Below are 22,453 nucleotides of genomic sequence, written 5' to 3'. Positions count from 1 at the left end.
GTGCCGGACGGTCGCTCCCCATGACCCGCGGGGCGGTGCGTCGACGCGCCGCTCCTCGAGCACGTCCGGACACGGCTCAGGGCCTCACCGCAGCATCACGACGTCACCGTCGTCCGTGACGACGACGGCCTCACCGGCACCGAGCACCCGGGCACCGTTGACGCCCGCACCGCCGAGGAAGAACGTCCCGGCCCGCGCCCCGGACTCGTCGTGGAGCATCACGGCCCCACCGACGGCGCCGCCGACGAAGCGGTCCCACGGCCCGGGCCGGTCCCGCACGACGACGCCGTCGACGCCGACAGCCAGGATCTCGCCCCCACCCCGCCACTCGTGGGTCCAGCGCACCTCGCCGGTAGCCGCGTCGTAGACCTCGAGACCGCCCGGCAACCCCAGGACGAGCCACCGGTGCGCCTGCGCGACGCCGGCCTGCTGGCGGAGCTGCTCCTCGAACCGGTCGTCCACGGGCAGCTCCCGGATCTCGCCGGAGGTCAGGTCGAGGCTCCACGTCCGCGCGCGGCTCTCGACGAAGGCGAACCGTCCTCGCCCCGCCACGGCGTCGCACCAGTCGGGCGGGCCGGCGTGGGGCCAGTCCACATCGACCGGCCCGTCGGCACGGACGACGGTCATGTCGCACCCGTCCTCGACGGCGACCGCCGCCTCGGCACCGATCCCGATCCAGCCGTTGCCGGCCCGCTCGTAGTGCTGCGCGCCGTCCGCCGTGCCGAAGGCGAGTCCGCGCCGCTCGGGTTCCAGCAGGTCCACACCCAGCACCGCGGCGACCGGCTCCCCGATGGGACTCGTCTCCAGATCCGGCGCGATGGGGCGGTCGATGCTCCAGACGCGCTCGCCGGTCCGGGTGTCGTGGCCGACGATGTCGTCCGCCCCCGAGTCGTGCACCACGACGGTCCGCCGTGCCGGGTCGACGCCGGCGTACCAGAGCGAGCGTGCCGTACCCGGAAGCCGCCAGCGCCACGTGCCGTCGCCGGCAAGGACGCCGAGCACGGACTCCCCGGCGACGAGCACGCCGCCGTCGACCAGCGCGACGTCCGAGCCGGTCTGGTCCCACGGACCGTCCATCGTGTGCTCCGCGAGGACGCTTCCGTCGCTCCGCGCGAGTATCGCGAAGCCGGTCTCCGTGGCCAGCAGCAGGCGTGAGCGGTCGTGGTCGACGACCAGCGCGTCGTCGCCGGCGACAGGTGAGAACTCGTCGACCTGGGTGACCCACGCCGCGTCTCCGTCGGCCACCCGCCACCGCGCCCAGGCCACGACACACGCGATCACGACCACGACGGCGACCACGACGGCCACCACCACCACGCCTCGGCGCCGAGCCCACGCCGGCCCGGAAACGGTCATCGCAGCATCGCCACCTCGCCGTTCTCCAGCGCGACGACGGCCTGCTCCCCGTCGAGCACCCTCACGGACTCCGTGGGTACGCGTGGGTACAGCGCACCGACGGCCTCGCCCCGCGACGTCCACAGCTCGAGCTCGTACCCCGTGGCGCCACCGGCTGTGCGCTGCCACCAGCCCGGCCGGTCCCGGGTGACGAGCGCTTCGGGACCAACGTCGGGGATGTCGACGAGATCGGTCGGCTCGGGGCCCGGCGAGGTCCAGGTGCGGTCGGGTTCGGTGTTCTGGCTCGTCCATGCCCGGGTCCAGAGTGACTCCCCCGTCCGGCCGTCGTGCACGGTGAAGCCGTCGTCGTGCTCCGCGGGGAACCAACCCCACGGCTCGCGCCAGTTGAGGTTCTGCCACAGGTCGAGCCCGGTGACGCCCAGATCGGCGACCGCGCCGGTCCTGACGTCCAGTGCGTAGACGCGTTCGACCGGTCCGCCGGTCTCCACCACGTAGGCGCGCCGCCCCGAGGGTGGCACGAGCCCGCACGTCTCCGGCACCGTGACCTCGCCCCAGTCCACGGGCACCTCGGTGCCCCGGTGGAAGAGCTCGACGTCGCAGTCCTCGCCGGTGAGGGTCAGGACGGCCTCCGGACCGACGCCGACGGACCCGTCGGCCAGCCTGGTCTCGGCGAGCACCTGACCGCCCGCGGCGTCGATCAGGCTGAGGACCGGGGAGTCGGCGGAGCGCATCACCGCAAGGACGCTCGTGTCCAGCAGCGTCGCCGACGAGACCTCCGCGACGAAGTCCGGGTTGTTCCACACCCGTCCCTCGTCGTGCGGGAGCACCCACGCCTCCTCGCCCGTGGCGGTGTCGAGACCGCGGATCCGGCCGGACTGAGGGGCGTTGAGGACCACTCGCGAACGTCTCGGATCCACCCCGACCACGAACTGGCGCTCGTCGACGCGCTCCTGCCAGAGCCACCTGCCGTCCTCGCCGACGACGCCGATCATGGCGAAGTCCCGCCGGGGGAACGTGCTGACCAGGACTCCCTGGTCGACCAGGGCCAGCACGTTGCCGGCGGGCTCGAACAGCTCGGGCTCCCACGCCTCGTCGATCCGCCGCTCCTGCAGCACGCTGCCGTCCGCGCGAGAGAGGAGGGCGAAGCCGGTCCGCGTGTCGAGGAGCACCCGTTCGGCGTCATGGTCCTCGACCCCGCGCACACCGTCGACCCGTGTGGTCCACGCCGCCTCACCGCCTGCGACCCGCCAGCGCTCCACGGCGATCACGCCGACCGCCGCGGCGACCAGCACCACCACGGTGGCGAGCGCCCACCACCGCCGTCGCCGGACGCCCTGCGGCCCCCGCCGTCCTTCCTCGGACGCTCCAGCCATCCCGAGACACCCTAGCCACCGAGGCTCGCCGTGACGGCCGCCTGCCCGCGGCGATCACGTCCGCAGGTGGCCGTCGCCCTCGACGATCCAGGTGGTGGTGGTGAGCTCCGCGAGTCCCATCGGGCCCCGGGCGTGCAGCTTCTGGGTCGAGATGCCGATTTCGGCGCCGAGGCCGAGCTGGCCGCCGTCGGTGAACCGCGAGGACGCGTTCACGATCAGGGCGGCCGCGTCAAGCTCGGTGGTGAACCGCCGGACGGCACGGGTGTCGGTGGCGCAGATGACCTCGGTGTGGCCGGAGGAGAAGCGCCGGATGTGCTCGAGCGCCTGGTCGAGGGAGTCGACCACCTTCACCGCGAGGTCCAGCGACAGGTACTCGGTCGCCCAGTCAGCCTCCGTGGCCGCCTCGAACCGCAGCCCCGACGGCGCGGCCGCCCGCGTCTCGTCGTCACCGTGGACCGTGACGCCCGCCTCGCCGAGCGTCGCGAGGACCGCGGGCAGGAACGACGGCGCGACGTCGCGGTGGACCAGCAGCGTCTCGGCCGCGTTGCACACGCCGGTGCGCTGGGTCTTCGAGTTCACCACGATCGGCACCGCCTGGGCGACGTCGGCGCTGGCGTCGACGTACACGTGGCAGTTCCCGACCCCGGTCTCGATGACCGGCACCAAGGACTCGCGCACGACGGTCTGGATGAGGTCGGCCCCGCCACGCGGGACGAGCACGTCGACCAGGCCGCGGGCGCGCATGAGCTCGACCGCGCCGGCCCGACCGTGGGCGTCGACGGACTGCACGAGCTCGCGGGGGAGCCCCTGCCCGGCGAGCGCGTCGCCGAGCACCGCGATGATCGCCTCGTTCGAGCGCGCCGCAGCCGAGCCGCCCCGCAGCAGGACGGCGTTCCCGGACTTCAGGGCCAGACCCGCGGCGTCCACCGTGACGTTCGGCCGGGCCTCGTAGATCATCCCGACCACGCCCATCGGCACCCGCACCTGCCGCAGACGGAGGCCGTTGGGCAGTGTCGAGCCGCGGACGACCTCGCCGACCGGGTCCGGCAGGGCGGCGAGCTCGCGCAGGGCGTCGGCGATGCCGGCGATCCGCTCCTTGTCGAGCTCGAGGCGGTCCAGCAGCGACTCGGCCATCCCGCCGGCCCGTCCCCGCTCGAGGTCCTCGGCGTTCGCGGCCACGACCCGGGGCGCCTCCGCGACCAGGGCGTCGGCCATGGCGTGCAGCGCCGCGTCCTTGGTGGCGCGGGTGGCGGTCGCGAGCGACCGCGAGGCGGTCTTGGCCGCCCGGGCGAGCGTGGCGACGGCCTCGGCGACCGACGTCGCGCCGTCGGCGGTGATCTGCGTCATGCGATCAGCGTAGACAGGCGGCGCCGCGCCGGTGGGGCTGCGACCGCACCGGTGGCCGGGAATGATCGCGAGCCACGGACGTTGCACCAGCAGAGACCACGCCATCGACACGGAAGAGGAAGCATGGCGACCAAGAACATCACCACCGAGGAGTTCGAGCCCACGGTCAGCGCCGAGGGCATCACGCTCGTCGACTTCTGGGCGGACTGGTGCGGACCGTGCAAGCAGTTCGCACCCATCTACGAGCGCGCCTCCGAGGCCAACCCGGACATCACCTTCGCGAAGGTGGACACCGAGGCCGAGCAGGGTCTGGCGGCACAGCTCCAGATCAGCGCGATCCCCACGCTCATGGCGTTCCGGGACGGGATCATGGTCTTCAACCAGGCCGGTGCCCTGCCCGCGAAGAGCCTGGACCAGCTGCTCGACGCGGTGAAGGACCTCGACATGGACGAGGTCCGCAAGCAGGTGGCGGAGAACCAGGCCGGTCAGGCCTGACGCCGGGAGGCCGGCTGGGCTCAGGCGGACGCCTTCGCGCGCCGTCTGTGCTCGGCCACCTTGTGCCGGTTCAGGCACCCGCTGGAGCAGAAGAGCTTCCGGCCCGACGGCGAGAGGTCGGCGAACGCGTCGGCGCACCGGATCCCCTTGCAGGTCCCGAGCCGCTCGGCGCCGCGCGTGTGCAGGAAGTCCAGCAGCGCCACCCCGAGCGCGGCACGCAGCGCGTCGGCCGCGTCGGCGACCTCCCACTCAATCCCGCACTCGGGGGTGCAGGTGGGGGTCGGTGACGCGGGCGCAAGCAGGGCGTTGACGCGGTCCGCCACGTCGCCGCCCTCGTGCGCCGCGGCGAAGACCTGGTACGCCTCGTCGGCCAGCGCCTGCAGGTGCTCGAGCTCGGTTCCCGGGAACCGCTCCGCGTTGTCGGCCATGACCGCGGACAGGGCCGGATACCCCTCGCCCTGGTCCTGCGCGGTGGCCCGCGGCACCCGCCCGTAGGTGTTGACGAGCTCGAGCACGTCGGCCATCTCGACCCTGGGGACCGTCACCATGCGACCAGTGTAACCATACGGTCCCCGTTTACCGGTTATCCACCGGGTCGCAGGCTCGGGTTCGGCCGGCACCTCACGGTGACCGTAGGCTCCATCCATGCCCTTCCCCGAGCGCTCCGGCGGCGTCTCCCCGGAGGCCCGCCGGGCCAGGGCGGCCGTCTCCGCCGTGTTCCTGACCAACGGCGCGCTCTTCGCGAACCTGGTCCCGCGCTACCCGGAGATCAAGGCGTCGCTGGAGCTCAGCGACGCAACCTACGGCACGGCCCTGGCCGCGAACCCGCTCGGGGCACTGCTGGCGGGATTCCTCGCCCCGCTGCTCATCGGCCGGTTCCGGTCCGCGCGGGTCGCCACGCTCGGCATCGTCGTGCTCGCGCTCGCCATACTGAGCATCTCCCTGGCCCCCGCGCTGGCCGTCCTCGTGGTCGTGCTCGCCCTGGCCGGGGCCACCGACGCGGTCGTGGACGTGGCGCAGAACGCGCACGGCCTGCGCGTCCAGCGCCTCTACCGGCGCTCGATCGTCAACGCCTTTCACGGGCTCTGGAGCATCGGGGCGGTGGTCGGCGGCCTCATGGGCTCGGTGGCCGCGGGCCTCGCGGTGCCGCTGCCGTTGCACATCGGCTGCTCGGCCGCGATCTTCGCCACCGTGGCGATCGTCGCGCTGCGGTCCATGCTGCCGGGCCCGGAGGACGCCGAGCGGGTCAGCCCGACGCCTGACCCGAACGCCTCGGCCGCCCCTCCTCCGCGTCGGTTCCACGCCGCCCGGGCGATCGTCGTGGCGCTGGCGCTGATGGGCCTGATCGGGATCTGCGGCTCCTTCGTGGAGGACGTCGGGGCGTCGTGGGCGGCGCTCTACCTCGGTCGTGACCTCGGCGCCGACGGCGCGACGGCGGGCCTCGGCTTCGTGGCGCTCAACGTCGCGATGACCCTCGGCCGGCTGACCGGCGACCGGTTCGTCGACCGCTTCGGCCAGGCCGTCGTCGCGCGGGCCGGGGGGCTGCTGATCTTCGCCGGCATGGGGCTGGCCGTCGCCGTCCCCAGCGTCCCGCTGACCATCCTCGGCCTGGCCGCGTCGGGCCTCGGCGCGTCGACCCTGATCCCGGCCGCCATGCACGCGGGTGACGAGCTCGACGGCCCCCCGCCGGGCGTCGGGCTCACGGTCATCAACATCGCCATGCGTGCCGGGTTCCTCGTCTCCCCCGCCCTGGTCGGCCTGGTCGCCGAGGCGACCTCCCTCCGCGTGGGACTCGGGCTCGCCGCCGCCGGCGGGCTGCTCACCGTGGCCTGCGCCCGGGTGCTCGGCGGACGACGCCCGCGCGCCCATCTGTGAGCACACCCGGTCCTGGATGCCCGCCGGAGCCCGGACGGCGCTGCCAGGAGCAGCGCGACGACGCCCATGTCAGTGGTCGGTGATGGAGTGGGTCACGTGATCGGGAGCGGGCAGCAGCCACCTGTCTGTAACCGGAACCGCATTGACAGTAGGTTACGGCCAGCGTAACCTCAATCACACGTTTAACCCGTTACATGCGGTGCCGCTGCGGTGTCGCACCACACCACCTCGAGGGCCACGAGAACGAAGGACACGGACGTGAATCCCTACATCGGCGAGACGCACGACGTTCTCGCTCGCATCCATCACGAAGAGCTTCTGACCCGCGCCGCCGAGATCCACCAGATCCGCGAGCTGCGCCGGGCGAACCGGCAGGAACGTGCCGCCCGGCGCCGGCAGCGTCGTGCCGGCCTGCTCTGAGTAGACCGACCGTCGGCTTCCCCGGCCGAACGGTCCTCCCCAGAGGCCTGACCGTCCCACCATCCGCCACGGGACGGTCAGGCCTCTGCCCTTGCGGGCAAAGCGGGTCGCCCGGGTTCAGGCCCGACTCGCCCGGTCCGTGCGCGGCCCACTGGGTCAGGCGTCCGCGCGGTCCGGCGACGAGGCCGCCGGCCCGCCCGGGCGCGGGTCGACGTCGGCCGGTGTCTTGTCCGGCCGCCAGCCGCGCCAGCGCGGGTGCCACATGCGGCCGTCCTTGGTCCAGGAGGCGAGCTCCACCTCCGCCACCCGGTCCGGCACCACCCAGCGGGCGTCGCGCGCGTCGAGGCGCGGGACGTCGTCGACGGGCGCGGCGGACCGCTCGCGCTCCTCCAGCTCGCGCCGCCAGCGCACGGCCTCGTCGTGGCTGAAGCCCGTCCCGACCCGCCCCGCGTAGCTGAGCGCGCCGCCCTCGCCCGGTACGGCGAGGAGGAGCGAGCCGACGGCGCCCTCACGGTTCCCCCGGCCGGGTCGCCAGCCGATGACGACGGCGTCGTGCGTGACGGTGTGCTTGATCTTGATCCAGGCCCGCGAGCGCCGTCCGACGGCGTACCGGGAATCGCGCCGCTTGGCCACCACGCCCTCCAGCCCCCACCGGCGCGACGCCGCCAGTGCCGCGTCGACGTCGCCGTCGAAGGCGTCCGGGACCGCCACCCGTGGATGGGCGTCCTCGTCGACGACCGTGCGAAGCAGCTCGCGACGCCGGTCGTAGGTCTCCCGGACGGTGGAGGTGCCGTCGACCTCCAGGACGTCGAAGAGCATGAGGTGGACCGGCGCGTCCCGCACACCGCGGGCGATGTCCGCCTCGCGAGTGTGGTTGAACCGCTGCTGCAGCCGGCTGAAGCTCGGCCTGCCCCGGCCGTCCAGGGCGACGATCTCCCCGTCGAGGACCGCGGAGCCGACGCCGCGCAGGCAGGCGCCGACGTCGGCGAGCTCGGGGTACAGGGCCGTGACGTCGTTGCCGGTGCGGCTGACCAGCCGGACCGCCCCCTCGTCCAGCAGCACCACCGCCCGGACACCGTCCCACTTCATCTCCAGGGACCAGTCGAGGTCGGGCAGGAGGTCGCGCTCCTCCCCCGCCGTCGCGAGCATGGGCGAGGGAGCCGGTCTCCGCGCGCCGGCACCCGCAACGCCGGCACCCGCAACGCCGGCACCCGCAGCGTCGGCACCCGAGGTCGCACCGCGGGACCGCGGACGCGCGTCCTGCCGTGGGACCTCGCGCGCATCGTGCGACCTCGCGCGGCCGGTCGTGCCCGACCCCGTGCGCCGGCGGTCACGACCCGACACCGTGCGCCCGACCCGACTGCCCTCCATGAGATGGATCAGCCAGTTCTTCTCGTCGTTCTCGCCCCGTCCGCCGGTGTGGATCAGGGCGACCTTCGCCTCCCGGCCGGGACCGTCCGGCCCCGCCAACCCGCCGTCCTCCTGGCCGGTGAGGGTGACGATGACCTCCTTCCCCTCCCGCCACTTCTCCACCTCGTAGGTGCCGGTGTCCCAGATGGTCATCTCGCCGCCGCCGTACTCGCCGGCAGGGATGGTGCCGGAGAAGGTGAGGTACTCCATCGGGTGGTCCTCTGTGTGCACCGCGAGGTGGTTGGTGCCGTCGGTGGGGATGTTCTTCGGCACGGCCCACGAGACGAGGACCCCGCGGTGCGCCAGCCGGAGGTCCCAGTGCAGCCGCGTGGCGTGGTGCTCCTGGATCACGAAGGCGCGACCGGCGCCCGCCTGCTCGCCCGCCGGTCCAAGCGGGTCCGGCACGGGCTCGGGTGTCCGGCCGGCGTCACGCATCGAGGAGTAGGTGCTCAGCGCCTGCTGCCCGTACATCGCGGCCATCGGGTCGCCGCGCCGGCGCACCAGGTCCAGCACCTCGGTGAACTCGAGGTGGCGCAGCCCCGGGTCGTCGAGCTCCTCCCACGTCCGCGGCACCGCGACCGTGGGATGCGGGCGCCCACGCAGCGAGTAGGGGGCGATCGTCGTCTTGGAGGCGCTGTTCTGGGACCAGTCGATGAGCACCTTGCCGGTGCGCAGCGTCTTCTTCATGTCGGAGACCACCAGGTCGGGATGGTCCGCCTCCAGGGCGCGGGCGAGCTCGTGCGCCACGGCGCTGATGTCCTCGGAGGTGTGCGTGCCGTCGAGGCCCGCGTACAGGTGGATGCCCTTCGACCCGGAGGTGACCGGCACCGGCTCCAGCCCCATCCCCTGCAGCACCGGCCGCACGAGCCGGGCCACCTCGGCACACTCCGGCAGCCCTGCACCCGGCCCCGGGTCCAGGTCGAGGACGATCCGGTCGGGGTTGCGTCGCCGCCCGTCACTGCCGAAGCGCCACTGCGGGACGTGGATCTCCAGGGCCGCGACCTGACCGAGCCACGCCAGCGTCGCGGCGTCGTCGGCGATCGGGTAGGTCTTCGGTCCTCCCGAGTGCTCGATGTCCCCCCGCACCACCCACGAGGGTGCCGACGGCTCCAGGTCCTTGATGAAGAAGAACTGGCCGGGCTCGGAGTCCGTCCCCACGCCGTCGGGCCAACGCTTGCGCGTGGCGGGCCGCCCGGCCGCGTGCGGGATCATCACCGGGGCGATCTCGGCAAGGTAGGCGAGCACCTCCGCCTTGGTGGTCCCCGTCTGCGGGTAGAGCACCTTCGTGAGGTTGCTGACGCGCAGCCGTCGACCGTCGATCTGCACGGTCTCGGGCTGCTCGGTCCTCGCCATGGAGCCATCGTCGCGCACCACGGCGGCCCTCGCCCGGATCGTCGTGGCGCCGCCCCGGGGAACGTTGCAGTTTCGCATCGTGGGACACTGGTTGACCTGCGCGGCTCGGACCGTCGACCGCGCGTGTGTTAGACAAGGTGCCCACCGAGGCACGAGAGCCTCGGCACCGGGCACCTCGGTGTGCCCCTGGATCAGAAGAGGACCCTCACCATGGCACTTGCTGGAAAGCGCCGTCGTGCCGGGAGCATGGTCGGTGCCGCCGCGGCGCTCGGCCTCGTCCTGGCCGCCTGCGCGGACACCGAGAACATCGACGGCGGAGGCGACGGTGGCGGCGCAGGCGGTGGTGCCGGTGGCGTCATCACCGCCGGGACCACCGACACCGTGACGAACCTCGACCCTGCCGGCGCCTACGACAACGGCACCTCGCAGGTGCACGCCCAGGTCTTCGGCTACCTCATGAACACCCCGTACGGCAGCTCCGAGGTGGAGCCGGACCTGGCGGAGTCCGCGGAGTTCACCTCCCCCACGGAGTACACCGTGACGCTGCGCGAGGGCCTGACCTTCGCCAACGGGAACGAGCTGACCGCCTCGGACGTGAAGTTCAGCTTCGACCGGCAGGTCGGCATCGCGCACGCGAACGGCCCCTCCTCGCTGCTGTACAACCTCGAGGAGGTCGAGGTCGTCGACGACCTGACGGTGACCTTCCACCTGGGCAGCGAGAACGACCAGGTCTTCCCGCAGATCCTGTCCTCCCCCGCCGGCCCGATCGTCGACGAGGAGGTCTTCTCGGCCGACGGGCTGACCCCCGCCCAGGAGATCGTGGACAACGAGGGCTTCTCCGGCCCGTACACGATCACCGACTACAGCGAGAACGAGCTGATCCAGTTCGCCCCGGCGGACGGGTACGGCGGCATCCTCGGCCCGGTCGAGAACGCCGGCGTCTCCCTGACCTACTACACGGACGAGACCTCGATGAAGCTCGCCGTGCAGCAGGGTGACATCGACGTGGCCCACCGCTCGCTCAGCCCCACCGACCTCGAGGACCTCTCGGGCAACGAGAACCTCACGGTCCACGAGGGCCCGGGCGGCGAGATCCGCTACATCGTCTTCAACTTCAACACCCAGCCGTACGGCGCCGAGACCGAGCAGGCCGACCCCGAGCGGGCGCTGGCCGTGCGCCAGGCGGTCGCCCACCTCATCGACCGTGAGGCGCTGTCGGAGGAGATCTACGCCGGCACCTACACCCCGCTGTACTCCTACGTCCCCGAGGGGCTGACCGGCGCCGTCGAGCCGCTGCGCGAGATGTACGGCGACGGCGAGGGCGGTCCGGACCCGGACGCGGCCCGCCAGGCCCTGGAGGACGCCGGGGTCGAGACCCCCGTGCAGCTCGACCTGCAGTACAACTCCGACCACTACGGCAACTCCTCCGACGAGGAGTACGCCATGATCGAGAGCCAGCTGGAGGCCGACGGGCTGTTCGAGGTCAACCTCGCCCAGACGCTGTGGGACACCTACTCCCAGGAGCGGACCCAGGACCTCTACCCGGCGTACCAGCTGGGCTGGTTCCCGGACTACTCCGACGCCGACAACTACCTGACGCCGTTCTTCACGGACGAGACGTTCCTCCTCAACCACTACGACGACGCCGAGGCCAACGAGCTGATCCGGCAGCAGGCGGTCGCCACGGACGAGGCGGAGCGCACCGCGCTCATCGAGCAGGCGCAGGAGGCGGTCGCGGAGGACCTCTCGACGATCCCGTTCCTGCAGGGCGCCCAGATCGCCGTCGCGCAGAACGACGTCGAGGGCGTCACTCTGGACAGCTCGTTCAAGTTCCGGTTCGCCCCGCTGCACCGCTGAGCGACCGCATCGGCGAGACCTCGGGGGAACGGGACGGCGCGTCCGGCGGCGTCCCGTTCCCTCGGCCGGGCAGGACGGCCCGGCTCACCACCATGCGAAGGAGTCATCTGCGTTGACGATCGCCGACGACCGGACGGTCGGGGGCACGAAGGCCCGCGTCCCGGGCTCGGGCCTGGGCCGGTACGTCCTCGTCCGGTTCCTGCTCATCATCCCGACCGTCTTCATCCTCGTCACGCTCGTGTTCTTCGTCATGCGGGTGGTCGGGGACCCGATCACCGCGTCGGTGGGTGGACGACTGACCCCGGCCCAGCTCCAGGAGCGGCTGCACGCGGCCGGGTACGACCGCCCCCTGCTCGTGCAGTACGCCGAGTACCTCGGGCAGGTGTTCACCGGTGACTTCGGTCGGTCGGTCACCGACAACCGGGCGATCACCGAGATCCTCGTGGAGTACGGCACCGCGACCCTCGAGCTGGTGCTCTTCGCGCTGGTCGTCGCGTTCGTGGTCGGCGTCCCCCTGGGCATGCTCGCCGCCTACCTGCGCGACCGGTGGCCGGACGCGGTCCTGCGGATCTTCGCGATCCTCTGCTACGCGACGCCGGTGTTCTTCGCCGGCCTCCTGCTCAAGCTCGTCTTCGCGGTCTGGCTCGGGTGGCTCCCCCTCTCCGGACGCGCGAGCCCCGAGGTCCAGCTCGTGCTCGACCAGATCGCCGGGTCCAGCGGCATCAACATCCTCGACGCCCTGCGCACGGGCCGGTGGGACCTCATCTCCGACGTGCTGGCGCACGCGGCCCTGCCCGCGCTCGCACTCGGGCTGCTGACCGCGGGCGTCTTCCTGCGGCTCGTCCGCACCAACCTCATCGGCACGCTCGGCCGGGAGTACGTCGACGCCGCCAGGTCACGCGGCGTCGCCGAGTCACGCCTCGTCCGCAAGCACGCCTACAAGCCCGCTCTCATCCCGATCGTCACGGTCATGGGTCTGCAGATCGCCATGATGCTCGGCGGCGCGGTCCTCACCGAGACGACGTTCGAGTGGCGGGGCCTGGGCTTCCAGCTCACGCAGTACCTCGGTGCCCGCGACTTCGTCGCGGTCCAGGGCATCGTGGCGCTGCTCGCCGTCGTCGTGGCGGTCACGAACTTCGTCGTCGACGTCATCGCGGCACTCATCGACCCGAGGGTGAGGTACTGATGGCCGAGACCGTCACCGACACCACCGAGGCGACCGTCGCCCACGGCGGCTCCACCGAGGCCCGGTGGAAGCGCCTGCCCCTGATCTGGCAGCTGCGCCAGTCCGTCGGGCTGCAGCGCGGCATGCTCATCACGGGGCTGGCCATCTGCCTGGGGTTCGCCGCGCTCGCTCTGCTCGCGCCGGTCATCTCTCCGTACCGGTTCAACCAGCTCTCCGGCGACGCCGGCAACTTCGCCCGGCAGGCCGCTCCCGGCGAGGGCCACGTCTGGGGCACCACCGTCGGTGGGTACGACGTCCTCTCCCGGGTGATCTGGGGGTCCCAGACCGCGCTGTCCACGGTGATCATCGCCGTCGCCGCCTCGATGTTCCTCGGCGTGCTGCTCGGACTGATCTCCGGCTACCTCGGTGGCTGGCTGGACCGCCTGCTGGTGACGATCGCCGACGCCATCTACGCCTTCCCCACGCTGCTGCTGGCCATCGTCATCTCGATCGTGATCTCCGGCGGCCAGTCCTCGAAGTGGGGCGGCATCGTCGCTGCGGCACTGTCCATCACGGTGGTCTTCGTGCCGCAGTACTTCCGTGTGGTGCGGGCCGAGACGGTCCGGCTCAAGGCCGAGCCGTTCGTGGAGTCGGCGCAGGTCATCGGGACCTCGACGTCGCGGATCCTGTTCCGGCACGTGCTGCGCAACGCCACCCGGTCGCTGCCGCTCATCGTGACGCTCAACGCCTCCGAGGCCATCCTCACCCTGGCCGGCCTGGGCTTCCTGGGCTTCGGCATCAACCCCACCGCGGGGGCGGAGTGGGGCTACGACCTCAACCGTGCGGTCGCGGACGTCGCCTCGGGCATCTGGTGGACCGGTGTGTTCCCGGGCCTGGCGATCGTCCTGCTCGTGCTCGGCGCGACCCTCGTCGGGGAGAGCCTCAACGACCTGTCCGACCCGCGCCTGCGGATCCGCCGGAGGGTCACCGGAGGCGTCACGATCGTCGCGCCCGCGGCGGCCGGGGCCGACGGCGACACGACCGGCGAGGCGACGGCGGAGGACCCGAGTTTCGGAGGTGCCCGATGACCGGCACGCATCACCCCGCGGCGGGCGGAACGGCGCGCGAGAGCGTCGTGGACATCAAGGACCTGCACATCACCTTCGCCACCGACGCCGAGCCGGTGCGCGCCGTGGAGGGCGTGAGCCTCTCCGTCCGCCCGGGCGAGGTGCTCGCCGTCGTCGGTGAGTCCGGGTCCGGCAAGACCGTGACCGGCAAGTCCATCCTCGGGCTGCTCCCGGAGACCGCCACGGTCGACGGTGCGGTGCTGCTCGCCGGGCAGGACGTGGTCGCGCTCGACGCGGCCGAGCTGCGGCAGGTCCGCGGCCGCGACGTGGCCATGGTCTTTCAGGAGCCGTCCTCGGCCCTCAACCCCGTCTACACGGTCGGCTGGCAGATCTCGGAAGGCCTGCGCGCGCACGGCCAGCACTCCAAGAAGGAGGCGCGGGCGAAGGCGATCGAGATCCTCGGCCGGGTCGGCATCCCGGACCCCGAGGAGCGTGTGGACCACTACCCGCACCAGTTCTCCGGCGGCCAGAAGCAACGCATCGTCATCGCCATGGCACTCGTGCTCGGGCCGAAGGTGATCGTCGCCGACGAGCCGACGACGGCCCTGGACGTCACGGTGCAGGCCGAGATCCTCGACCTGCTGCGGCGGGTCCGGACCGAGTTCGGGACCGCCATCGTGCTGATCACGCACAACATGGGCGTCGTCGCCGACCTGGCCGACCGGGTCGCGGTGATGTACCGCGGGCAGGTGGTCGAGGAGGCCGACGCCCGGTCCCTGTTCTCCGCGCCGCGCCACGAGTACACCCGGGCGCTGCTGTCCGCCGTGCCGAGGCTCGGCGGGCGAGTCGCGGCCGAGGTCGCCGAGCCCCAGCCGGAACGAGTCACGGAGCCGACCGAGGAACGGACCGAGGCGCAGCTCCCCGAGCAGTCCCCGGGCGAGAGCACCCCGGTGGTGCGAGCACGCGACCTGGAGATCGTCTACCCCGGACGGCTGGGGCGGGCCGGGTTCCGTGCGGTGAACGGGGCGTCGTTCTCCATCGCGCCGGGCGAGGTCCTCGGCCTGGTCGGCGAGTCGGGTTCCGGGAAGACCACCATCGGTCGCGCCATCGCGGGCCTCACACGCGCGACCGGCGGCTCGCTCGAGGTCCTCGGGCACGAGATGGTCGGCTTCCGCGAGCGCACGTTCCGTCCTCTGCGGGCGCGGATCGGCTTCGTGTTCCAGGACCCGGCGACGTCGTTCAACCCGCTGCTGACGATCGCCGACTGCATCGCCGAGCCGCTGGTGGTCCACGGCCAGGAGCAGGACCCGCGCCGGATCCGCCGCCGGGTCGAGGAGCTGCTCGACGCCGTGCACCTGCCGCAGGCCTTCGGGGCGCGGTACCCGCACGAGCTGTCCGGCGGGCAGCGCCAGCGCGCCAGCCTCGCCCGTGCACTCGCGCTCGACCCCGAGCTGCTCGTCGCGGACGAGCCGACGTCGGCGCTGGACGTCTCGGTCCAGGCGCGGGTGCTCGAGGTCTTCACCGAGCTGCAGGAACGGCTGGGCTTCGCCACGCTCTTCATCAGCCACGACCTCGCCGTGGTCGGCATGCTCGCCCGGCGCATCGCGGTGCTCTACCGCGGCCAGCTCGTCGAGCTCGGCGAGAGCGCGCAGGTGCTGGCGGACCCGCAGGACGCCTACACCCAGCGCCTGCTGGCCTCGGTGCCGGTGCCGGACCCCGTCGAGCAGCAGCAGCGGCGGGAGGAGCTGGCGGCGCTGCGCGGCTGAGCCGGCCGGTCGCGATCCCGACCTGCGGGCGCGGGGCTGCTGTGGAAGCCTGGGCGCCCGAGAGCGTTGCCGCCGATGCGGCCGACCACCGCGGGTGTGAGGGGAGTCCGTGCGCCGATCGCGCAAGCAGGGGTTCGCCCTCGTCCTGGTGCTGATCATGCTCGCATCGGCCTGCAGCGCTCTGACGCCGCAGGATCGGAGCGGCCGCCTCGCGGACGGCACGCTCGTTGCCGGGCTGGCCCAGGAGCCCGCCGTGATGAACCCGTGGGTCAGCGAGGGGAACCTGCAGGCCACGCACACACTGACGCTGCCGATCCTGTACCCGCTGTGGCGCCTGACACCGGAGTTCGAGTACGAGCCGCTCCTGCTGGACGGCCAGCCGGAGGTCGAGCAGGACCCGTTCACGGTGACCTATCGACTCAAGGAGGAGGCCACGTGGAGCGACGGCGTCCCGATCACCGCTGAGGACATCCGGTTCACCCTGGAGACCTGCCTGAACGAGGACTACGCGATCGCGGTGCGCGCCGGCTGCCAGATGGTCGACATGGAGGCGTCGCGCATCGTCGACGACAAGACCTTCCGCATGGTGTTCAAGGAGCCCTACGCGCCGTGGCGCTCCCTGTTCAGCAACGCCGCCGGATCCATCCTGCCGGCGCACGTGCTGGAGGGTGAGGACTTCGACGAGGTCTGGGACGACGGCATCACGGTGTCCAGCGGCCCGCTGATGTTCGAGAGCTGGGACCGGGGGCAGCAGATGACGCTCAGGAGGAACGAGAACTTCTGGGGCGAGTCCACCCCCGGCTTCGACCGCTTCGTGCTGCGCTTCATCGAGGACTCCAGCGTGCAGGTCCAGGCGTTGCGCGGCGCGGAGATCGACATGCTCAGCTCCCAGCCGCAGACGGACCTCGTCGACCAGGTCCGCGAGCTCGAGGGCATCGAGCACGAGGTCACGTCCGGTGGCGTCTGGGAGTTCTTCGAGCTCAACCACGGCGTCGAGGGCCTCGGGGAGGAGCACGCCTTCGTGCGTGAGGCGATCGCGATGGGGATCAACCGCCGGGAGCTGGTCCGCGTCCTCATCGGCCCCATGAATCCCGCCGCCGAGCCCTTGCAGAGCATCGTCTACGTGAACGACCAGCCCGAGTACGAACCCGCCTTCGACCGGTGGTCCTTCGATCCCGATGGGGCTCGTGCCCTGCTGAGGGAGCACGGGTGCGTCACCGGCGAGGACGGGATCTTCGTCTGCGACGGCGTCCGCCTCTCGTTCGACTACGCCTACACCTCGGGCAACGAGCTCCGCGAGCTGCAGTTCGTGATCATCCAGGCGTACCTGCGCGACATCGGCATCGAGCTCACCTCCCAGACCCAGGACCCTGCCTCGTTCTTCGGGGAGCTGTGGCCCTCGGGGAGCGACGGCGCCTGGGAGCTGTTCAACCAGGCCTGGCTCAACACCGCGGATCCGAACCCGGCGCTGGAGTTCTGGGCGTGCGACGGTGCCATGAACTACCGGTCGTACTGCGACGAGGAGGTGGACCGGCTCGTCTCGGCCAGCCGCACCGAGCTCGACCCGCAGCGTCGCGCCGAGCTGCTCCACAGAGCGGACGCCATCATGGCCGACGAGCTTCCCGCGCTGCCGCTATACCAGAGCCCGGTCTTTCTCGCGTGGTCCCGCCAGATCGAAGGACCGCGCCCCAACCCCACCGACTGGGGTGCGTTCTGGAATGTCGAGGTCTGGGGCAGGCGATGACCGGCTACATCGTGCGGCGGGTCATCTACAGCGTCCCGGTGCTCTTCGCGGCGAGTGTCGTCGTCTTCTTCGGCATCTCCTCGATCGGTGACCCGCTGTCCCAGCTTCGCCGCTCCCCGAACGTCAGCGAGGCCACCATCCAGGCCACGGTGGAGGCCAAGCACCTCGACGAGCCGCTCCTGGTGCAGTACGGCTACTGGGTGCACGACGCCGTCACCAACGCCTTCGGGACGTCCACGTTCGGTCAGGCGATCTGGCCCGACCTCTCGCGCGCAGCAGTGAACACGTTGCAGCTCGTCGTCGCCGCCGAGCTGATCGCCCTGGTCGTCGCGGTGCCGATCGGAGTTGTCTGCGCCCGGCGCCAGTACAGCTGGTTGGACTACGGCCTGACGGGCCTGAGCTTCCTGGGCTACTCGATCCCCGTGTTCTGGTTCGCTCTGATCCTCCAGGTCCTCTTCACCAACCTCTACCTCGCCTCGGGCGTCCGGATCTTCTACACCTCCGGTCTGAGCTCGATCGATCCGGGGAGCGGCCTCCTCTTCCTCGTGGATCGGCTGCAGCACCTGGCGCTGCCGATCGCAGCGGTCGCGTACGTCAACGTCGCGGCCTACAGCCGCTACATGCGCAGCGAGATGCTGGAGGTGCTCAGCGCCCAGTATCTGCAGACCGCCCGCGCCAAGGGTGTGCTGGAGAAGGACGTCATGCGCCGTCACGCGCTCCGCAACGCGCTGGTCCCGATCGCCACGGTGGTCGGTCTGAACATCGGCCTGACGTTCGGTGGTTCGATCGTCGCGGAGACGGTGTTCAGCCTGGACGGCATGGGGTTGTTCTTCATCGAGTCTCTCGAGGAACGCGACGTCTACAGCGTCATGGCCTTCTTCATGGTGACGGCGGTCCTCGTGCTCATCGGGAACCTCCTCGCGGACCTCGCGTACGGGGTCCTCGATCCACGGAGCCGCGTATGAGCCGCGGAACGTCCCCGGAGCAGGACCTGCCCGTCCTGCAGTCCCAGGGCCAGCGAGCACTGCGCCGCTTCCTGCACCACCGCCTGGCCATGACCAGCCTGGTCGTGTTCGCGCTGATCGCCGTCGCGGCGTTCCTGGCCCCGTGGATCGCGCCGTACGCCTATGACGAGCTGGACCTGCAGAACGTCAGCCGACCCCCGACCGTCACCGACTATCACTTCTTCGGCACCGACAAGGTCGGACGGGACTACTTCAGCCGAGTCCTCCACGGCACGCGCACGTCGGTACAGGTGGCGATCCTGGTCGCCGTCATCTCCACGGTCATCGGCACGGTCGTCGGCGCCCTCGCGGGTTTCTACGGCGGCCTGGTGGACAACATCCTCATGCGCGTCGTCGACTTCATCATGACGTTGCCGTTCCTCGCGGTGGTGCTGGTCTTCGCCGCGTTCCTCGGTGGCGGCTCCCCCGTTCGGGTCGCGCTGATCCTCGGCGTCGTCATGTGGACCACCATCGCGCGGATCGTGCGCGGACAGTGCCTGAGCCTGCGCGAGGCGGAGTACGTCCAGGCAGGCCGGGTCCTCGGCGCGGGAGACCTGCGGCTGATCTTCCGGCACATGGTGCCCAACACGATGGGACCGATCATCGTCAACGCCACCCTCGTCGTCGCCCAGGCGATCCTCCTGGAATCGACGATGTCCTACCTCGGGTTCGGCATCGATCCGCCGACGCCGGCACTGGGCAAGCTGATCTCCGACGGCCAGAGCTCGATGCTCACGCAGTGGTGGCTGGTGGTCATGCCCGGCGTGACCATCGTCGTGCTGTCCCTCGCCGTGAACTTCATCGGCGACGGGCTGCGCGACGCCTTGGACCCGGAGTCCGGAAAGGGGGCAGACCGATGAGCGAACCGTTGCTGTCCGTCCAGGACCTGGTCACCGAGTTCGACACCCCGGACGGTGTGGTGCGGGCGGTGGACCACGTCAGCTTCGACGTCGGCCGCGGCGAGGTCGTCGGCGTGGTCGGCGAGTCCGGGTCGGGCAAGAGCGTCACGGCGATGTCCGTGCTCGGCCTCGTCCCGCCCCGCACCGGCCGGGTGGTGCAGGGCCGGGCGGTCTTCGACGGCAGGGACCTGCTGGCACTGCCGCCGGACGAGCTTCGCCGGCTCCGGGGCGACGAGCTCGCACTCGTCTTCCAGGACCCGATCACGTCACTGAACCCTGTCCTCACGGTGGGCCGGCAGATCGCCGAGGCGATCCGCACTCACCGCGACGTGACGAAGGGCGACGCGCATGCGACGGCGGTGGAGCTGCTCCGTGCGGTCGGCGTCGACGATCCCGAGCGCCGGGTGGACCAGTACCCGCACGAGTACTCCGGCGGGATGCGCCAACGGGTCATGATCGCCATGGCGGTCGCGAACCGGCCCAAGCTTCTCATCGCCGATGAGCCCACCACTGCCCTCGACGTCACGGTCCAGGCGCGCGTGCTCGAGCTTCTCGCCCGCACGCGGCAGGAGATGGAGGCCTCGATCATCCTCATCACCCACGACCTGGGCGTCATCGCCGAGATGGCGGACCGGGTGGTGGTCATGTACGCCGGCCGGGTCGTGGAGACCGGCGGGGTCCACGACATCTTCCGCGAGCCGCGGCACCCGTACACCCGGGGACTGCTGGCCAGTCGGCCCGGTCTCGAGCAGTCGGAGCAGCTGCCGGCGATCCCCGGCCAGGCACCGAGCCTGCTGAGCCTGCCCTCCGGCTGCCCCTTCCATCCGCGGTGCGACCAGTCCCACGGACGAGCCCCGTGCCGGCTGGAGGAGCCAGCCCTGCTCCCCGTCGAGGACGGCACCGCACGGCGCAGCAGTCGGTGCCACTACCACGAAGAGCTCGCGGGCGAACGGGACGAAGGCGCGAAGAGCAGGTCCGCGGAAGGCGGTGCGGACCGATGACCGGCTCCGACGTCATGCTGCGGGTGAGCGGGCTCGTGAAGGAGTTCCACGGCGCCGGACCGGGCCACCGCGCCGCTCGGACGACGCGCGCCGTCGACGGCGTCAGCTTTGAGATCCGTCAGGGGCAGACCCTCGGCCTGGTCGGCGAGTCGGGCTCGGGAAAGTCCACCGTCGCCCGCTGCATCGTCCGGCTCCTCCGGCCCACGTCCGGGACCGTCGAGTTCCGCGGCCACGACCTGGCGAGCCTGGGCAAGCGGCAGCTGCGCGGCGTGCGGCGTGACCTGCAGATGGTCTTCCAGGACCCCTACGCCTCGCTGGACCCGCGACTCACGGTCAACGAGATCGTCGCCGAGCCGTTGCGCATCCATGGCCGGTACCGACGCGGCGGGACCCGGCGGGTGCGGGAGCTGCTGGACATGGTGGGCCTGAGGCCCGAGCACGCCAACCGCTACCCGCACGAGTTCTCCGGTGGGCAGCGTCAACGGATCGGGATCGCCCGGGCCTTGGCCCTGGAACCGCGGCTGCTGGTGCTCGACGAACCGGTCAGTGCTCTGGACGTCTCGATCCAGGCCCAGGTGATCAACCTCCTCCGGGAGCTGCAGGAGCGGCTCGGCCTCACCTACCTGTTCATCGCGCACGACCTGGACGTCGTGCGCCACATCTCCGACCACGTCGCCGTGATGCGCCGCGGACGCATCGTCGAGAACACCGACCGTCAGCGGCTCTTCGACGATCCGCAACACCCCTACACCCAGGCGCTGCTCTCCGCCGTCCCGATCAAAGACCCGTCACAACGCGGCACGAAGCAGCGCATCGTGCTGGACGACCAGGACTAGTCCGGCGACGTCACACCGCGAGCGCAAGGCGCAGCGCCTCGGCGAGCGGTGTGGCCGGACGGTCGAGCAGACCCTCGAGGTCGGCCGGGTCGCCGTCGAGCGCGCCGTCGGCGATGTTCCGGTCGAGGGTGACGAGGAACCCGGCCGTGCCGTCGTCGACCCCGGCGGCGGTGAGCGCGTCCGTCAGCTCCTGCGGCGTCAGCGCCCGGGCCTCGACCGGTGTCCCGGTCAGTTCGGTCAGGGTGCGCGCGAGGTCGGCGTAGGTGAACCCCGGGCCGGCGAGCTCGTAGACGTCCCGCGGCTCGGCAGCGACCATCGCGGCGGCGCCGGCCTCGGCGAGGTCGGCACGGGTGGCGGCGGCGATGCGTCCCTCCCCTGCCGCGTGGTTGATCACGCCGCTCGCGAGGTGCTGCGGCGCGGCCCTGGTGTAGTTCTCCATGTACCAGCCGTTGCGCAGCAGCGTGTGCGGGATCCCGGAGGCCGCGAGGGCCTCCTCGGTGGCCTTGTGCTCAGGGGCGATGACGAGCGGCGTCGTGGCCGCACGCAGCACCGAGGTGTAGAAGACCCGCCCGACTCCGGCCGTGCGGGCGGCCTCCACGACGGCGGTGTGCTGCGGCACCCGCCGCCCGACCTCGTTGCCGGAGACCAGGAGCAGCCGGTCGACCCCGGCGAGCGCCGGGGCGAGAGTCTCGGGCCGGTCGTAGTCGCCCTCCCGGACGACGACTCCCTCGGGGAGGTCGGCCCGAACGGGCTCCCGCGCGATCGCGACGACGTCGCCCGGCGCCACCCCGCGCGCCAGCAGCGTCTCGACGACGATCGGGCCGTAGTGGCCGGTGGCTCCCGTGACGGCGTACGTGGTCATCGTGGTCTCCCTCGTCCTGCCCGGCCTCGGCGCCGGGTCCTGGAGTGTGCGTCGTGTCGAGGCCAACCGCGAACGACCGACGCCGCATTCCCGGCCGCGGCCGCGCCGTAGGCTGGTCCGATGAGCGAGACACGCTGGCTGACCGCCGAGCAGGAGGACGCGTGGCGGTCGCTCATGACGGTCCTGATGGTGCTGCCGGGCGCGCTCGACTCCCAGCTCCAGCGCGACGCGGGCCTCACGCATGCCGGTTATGCGGTGCTCTCGGCGCTCTCCGAGGCGCCGGAACGGACCATCCGCATCAGCCGGCTCGCCACGATGGCCAACATGAGCGTCTCGCGGCTCTCGCACCTGCTCGACCGGCTCGCCGACCGGGACTGGGTCGTGCGCCGACCGGACCCGGACGACGGCCGCAGCACGATGGCGGTGCTCACGGACGCCGGATGGGAGAAGGTCGTGCAGACCGCGCCGGGGCACGTGGAGAACGTCCGGTCGCTGGTGTTCGAGGGGCTCGAGGCGTCTCAGATCACCGAGCTGAAGCAGATCTCGGCGACCATCGCCACCCGGCTGGACCCCGAGCGGAAGCTGGGTCTCGTGGGCACGGTACGCCGCTGACCGGTCGTTGC

The 22,453-nt window shown here is 71.7% G+C and carries 19 protein-coding genes; 13 read left to right on the top strand and 6 right to left on the bottom strand.

Going from position 1 to position 22,453, the window contains the following annotated elements; translation table 11 throughout:
* Positions 1-84: 84 nt before the first annotated feature.
* Genes ACFQQL_RS10565 through ACFQQL_RS10555 form a run of 3 tightly spaced genes read right to left on the bottom strand, consistent with a single transcriptional unit; the run spans position 85 to position 4,076 of the window.
* Positions 85-1,356, bottom strand: coding sequence for a hypothetical protein (locus tag ACFQQL_RS10565; RefSeq protein ID WP_382394087.1), 1,272 nt, complete (start codon positions 1,354-1,356; stop codon positions 85-87).
* Positions 1,353-2,729, bottom strand: a complete 1,377-nt coding sequence (locus tag ACFQQL_RS10560; RefSeq protein WP_382394085.1) for a PQQ-binding-like beta-propeller repeat protein — start codon at positions 2,727-2,729, stop codon at positions 1,353-1,355. The genes ACFQQL_RS10565 and ACFQQL_RS10560 overlap by 4 nt, the downstream gene beginning before the upstream one ends.
* A 54-nt stretch (positions 2,730-2,783) precedes the next feature.
* Positions 2,784-4,076, bottom strand: coding sequence for a glutamate-5-semialdehyde dehydrogenase (locus tag ACFQQL_RS10555; RefSeq protein ID WP_382394083.1), 1,293 nt, complete (start codon positions 4,074-4,076; stop codon positions 2,784-2,786).
* Positions 4,077-4,199: 123 nt separating this feature from the next.
* Here ACFQQL_RS10555 and trxA point away from each other — a divergent pair, with 123 nt between their 5' ends.
* Entirely contained in the window at positions 4,200-4,571 is a 372-nt protein-coding gene (gene trxA / locus ACFQQL_RS10550; protein WP_382394081.1) for a thioredoxin, read from the top strand.
* 20 nt (positions 4,572-4,591) lie between these two features.
* Here trxA and ACFQQL_RS10545 read toward each other — a convergent pair whose 3' ends face one another.
* A complete protein-coding gene (locus tag ACFQQL_RS10545; RefSeq protein ID WP_382394079.1) occupies positions 4,592-5,119 on the bottom strand; it encodes a CGNR zinc finger domain-containing protein in 528 nt (175 codons plus the stop codon).
* 97 nt (positions 5,120-5,216) lie between these two features.
* On the opposite strand from ACFQQL_RS10545, the gene ACFQQL_RS10540 reads away from it, so the two are divergent.
* A complete protein-coding gene (locus ACFQQL_RS10540) occupies positions 5,217-6,446 on the top strand; it encodes an MFS transporter (protein WP_382394077.1) in 1,230 nt (409 codons plus the stop codon).
* Between the two features lie 258 nt (positions 6,447-6,704).
* Positions 6,705-6,866, top strand: coding sequence for a hypothetical protein (locus tag ACFQQL_RS10535; RefSeq protein ID WP_382394075.1), 162 nt, complete (start codon positions 6,705-6,707; stop codon positions 6,864-6,866).
* 156 nt (positions 6,867-7,022) lie between these two features.
* On the opposite strand, the gene ACFQQL_RS10530 is transcribed toward ACFQQL_RS10535, so the two are convergent.
* Positions 7,023-9,629, bottom strand: a complete 2,607-nt coding sequence (locus tag ACFQQL_RS10530; protein ID WP_382394073.1) for an ATP-dependent DNA ligase — start codon at positions 9,627-9,629, stop codon at positions 7,023-7,025.
* A 210-nt stretch (positions 9,630-9,839) separates the two neighbouring features.
* Here ACFQQL_RS10530 and ACFQQL_RS10525 point away from each other — a divergent pair, with 210 nt between their 5' ends.
* The 9 genes from ACFQQL_RS10525 (at position 9,840) to ACFQQL_RS10485 (ending at position 20,968) form a co-directional block, all read left to right on the top strand.
* Positions 9,840-11,486: an ABC transporter substrate-binding protein gene (locus tag ACFQQL_RS10525; RefSeq protein WP_382394071.1), complete on the top strand. Its 1,647-nt coding sequence runs from the start codon at positions 9,840-9,842 to the stop codon at positions 11,484-11,486.
* Between the two features lie 118 nt (positions 11,487-11,604).
* Positions 11,605-12,672, top strand: a complete 1,068-nt coding sequence (locus ACFQQL_RS10520; protein WP_382395358.1) for an ABC transporter permease — start codon at positions 11,605-11,607, stop codon at positions 12,670-12,672.
* Positions 12,672-13,739, top strand: coding sequence for an ABC transporter permease (locus tag ACFQQL_RS10515; protein ID WP_382394069.1), 1,068 nt, complete (start codon positions 12,672-12,674; stop codon positions 13,737-13,739). Before ACFQQL_RS10520 ends, ACFQQL_RS10515 begins: the two co-directional genes overlap by 1 nt.
* A complete protein-coding gene (locus ACFQQL_RS10510; protein ID WP_382394067.1) occupies positions 13,736-15,484 on the top strand; it encodes a dipeptide ABC transporter ATP-binding protein in 1,749 nt (582 codons plus the stop codon). Before ACFQQL_RS10515 ends, ACFQQL_RS10510 begins: the two co-directional genes overlap by 4 nt.
* 109 nt (positions 15,485-15,593) lie before the next feature.
* A complete protein-coding gene (locus tag ACFQQL_RS10505) occupies positions 15,594-17,228 on the top strand; it encodes an ABC transporter substrate-binding protein (protein WP_382394065.1) in 1,635 nt (544 codons plus the stop codon).
* Entirely contained in the window at positions 17,225-18,193 is a 969-nt protein-coding gene (locus ACFQQL_RS10500; RefSeq protein WP_382394063.1) for an ABC transporter permease, read from the top strand. The genes ACFQQL_RS10505 and ACFQQL_RS10500 overlap by 4 nt, the downstream gene beginning before the upstream one ends.
* Positions 18,190-19,092 carry an ABC transporter permease gene (locus tag ACFQQL_RS10495; protein ID WP_382394062.1) on the top strand — a complete coding sequence of 301 codons (903 nt, stop codon included), beginning with the start codon at positions 18,190-18,192 and terminating at the stop codon, positions 19,090-19,092. Before ACFQQL_RS10500 ends, ACFQQL_RS10495 begins: the two co-directional genes overlap by 4 nt.
* On the top strand, positions 19,089-20,132 hold the full coding sequence (locus tag ACFQQL_RS10490) for an ABC transporter ATP-binding protein (RefSeq protein ID WP_382394060.1): 1,044 nt from the start codon (positions 19,089-19,091) through the stop codon (positions 20,130-20,132). The genes ACFQQL_RS10495 and ACFQQL_RS10490 overlap by 4 nt, the downstream gene beginning before the upstream one ends.
* Entirely contained in the window at positions 20,129-20,968 is an 840-nt protein-coding gene (locus ACFQQL_RS10485; protein ID WP_382394058.1) for an ABC transporter ATP-binding protein, read from the top strand. Before ACFQQL_RS10490 ends, ACFQQL_RS10485 begins: the two co-directional genes overlap by 4 nt.
* Positions 20,969-20,978: 10 nt before the next feature.
* Here ACFQQL_RS10485 and ACFQQL_RS10480 read toward each other — a convergent pair whose 3' ends face one another.
* Positions 20,979-21,830 (bottom strand): NAD(P)H-binding protein, encoded by an 852-nt coding sequence (locus tag ACFQQL_RS10480; protein ID WP_382394056.1) that lies wholly within the window; start codon positions 21,828-21,830, stop codon positions 20,979-20,981.
* 120 nt (positions 21,831-21,950) lie between these two features.
* Here ACFQQL_RS10480 and ACFQQL_RS10475 point away from each other — a divergent pair, with 120 nt between their 5' ends.
* Positions 21,951-22,442, top strand: a complete 492-nt coding sequence (locus ACFQQL_RS10475; protein ID WP_382394054.1) for a MarR family winged helix-turn-helix transcriptional regulator — start codon at positions 21,951-21,953, stop codon at positions 22,440-22,442.
* Positions 22,443-22,453: the final 11 nt, after the last annotated feature.

The organism is Georgenia alba (genome assembly GCF_042665525.1).
Classification (GTDB): Bacteria; Actinomycetota; Actinomycetes; order Actinomycetales; family Actinomycetaceae; genus Allobogoriella; species Allobogoriella alba.
This window is presented reverse-complemented; position numbering and strand designations above follow the sequence as displayed.

What these genes read in the sequence shown, in the direction of transcription:
- ACFQQL_RS10560 (WP_382394085.1), bottom strand. Translation starts at nt 2,729, where the DNA reads ATGGCTGGAGCGTCCGAGGAAGGACGGCGGGGGCCGCAGGGCGTCCGG.
- ACFQQL_RS10565 (WP_382394087.1), bottom strand. Translation starts at nt 1,356, where the DNA reads ATGACCGTTTCCGGGCCGGCGTGGGCTCGGCGCCGAGGCGTGGTGGTG.
- ACFQQL_RS10510 (WP_382394067.1), top strand. Translation starts at nt 13,736, where the DNA reads ATGACCGGCACGCATCACCCCGCGGCGGGCGGAACGGCGCGCGAGAGC.
- ACFQQL_RS10530 (WP_382394073.1), bottom strand. Translation starts at nt 9,629, where the DNA reads ATGGCGAGGACCGAGCAGCCCGAGACCGTGCAGATCGACGGTCGACGG.
- trxA (WP_382394081.1), top strand. Translation starts at nt 4,200, where the DNA reads ATGGCGACCAAGAACATCACCACCGAGGAGTTCGAGCCCACGGTCAGC.
- ACFQQL_RS10555 (WP_382394083.1), bottom strand. Translation starts at nt 4,076, where the DNA reads ATGACGCAGATCACCGCCGACGGCGCGACGTCGGTCGCCGAGGCCGTC.
- ACFQQL_RS10525 (WP_382394071.1), top strand. Translation starts at nt 9,840, where the DNA reads ATGGCACTTGCTGGAAAGCGCCGTCGTGCCGGGAGCATGGTCGGTGCC.
- ACFQQL_RS10475 (WP_382394054.1), top strand. Translation starts at nt 21,951, where the DNA reads ATGAGCGAGACACGCTGGCTGACCGCCGAGCAGGAGGACGCGTGGCGG.
- ACFQQL_RS10545 (WP_382394079.1), bottom strand. Translation starts at nt 5,119, where the DNA reads ATGGTGACGGTCCCCAGGGTCGAGATGGCCGACGTGCTCGAGCTCGTC.
- ACFQQL_RS10540 (WP_382394077.1), top strand. Translation starts at nt 5,217, where the DNA reads ATGCCCTTCCCCGAGCGCTCCGGCGGCGTCTCCCCGGAGGCCCGCCGG.
- ACFQQL_RS10515 (WP_382394069.1), top strand. Translation starts at nt 12,672, where the DNA reads ATGGCCGAGACCGTCACCGACACCACCGAGGCGACCGTCGCCCACGGC.
- ACFQQL_RS10500 (WP_382394063.1), top strand. Translation starts at nt 17,225, where the DNA reads ATGACCGGCTACATCGTGCGGCGGGTCATCTACAGCGTCCCGGTGCTC.
- ACFQQL_RS10495 (WP_382394062.1), top strand. Translation starts at nt 18,190, where the DNA reads ATGAGCCGCGGAACGTCCCCGGAGCAGGACCTGCCCGTCCTGCAGTCC.
- ACFQQL_RS10490 (WP_382394060.1), top strand. Translation starts at nt 19,089, where the DNA reads ATGAGCGAACCGTTGCTGTCCGTCCAGGACCTGGTCACCGAGTTCGAC.
- ACFQQL_RS10485 (WP_382394058.1), top strand. Translation starts at nt 20,129, where the DNA reads ATGACCGGCTCCGACGTCATGCTGCGGGTGAGCGGGCTCGTGAAGGAG.
- ACFQQL_RS10480 (WP_382394056.1), bottom strand. Translation starts at nt 21,830, where the DNA reads ATGACCACGTACGCCGTCACGGGAGCCACCGGCCACTACGGCCCGATC.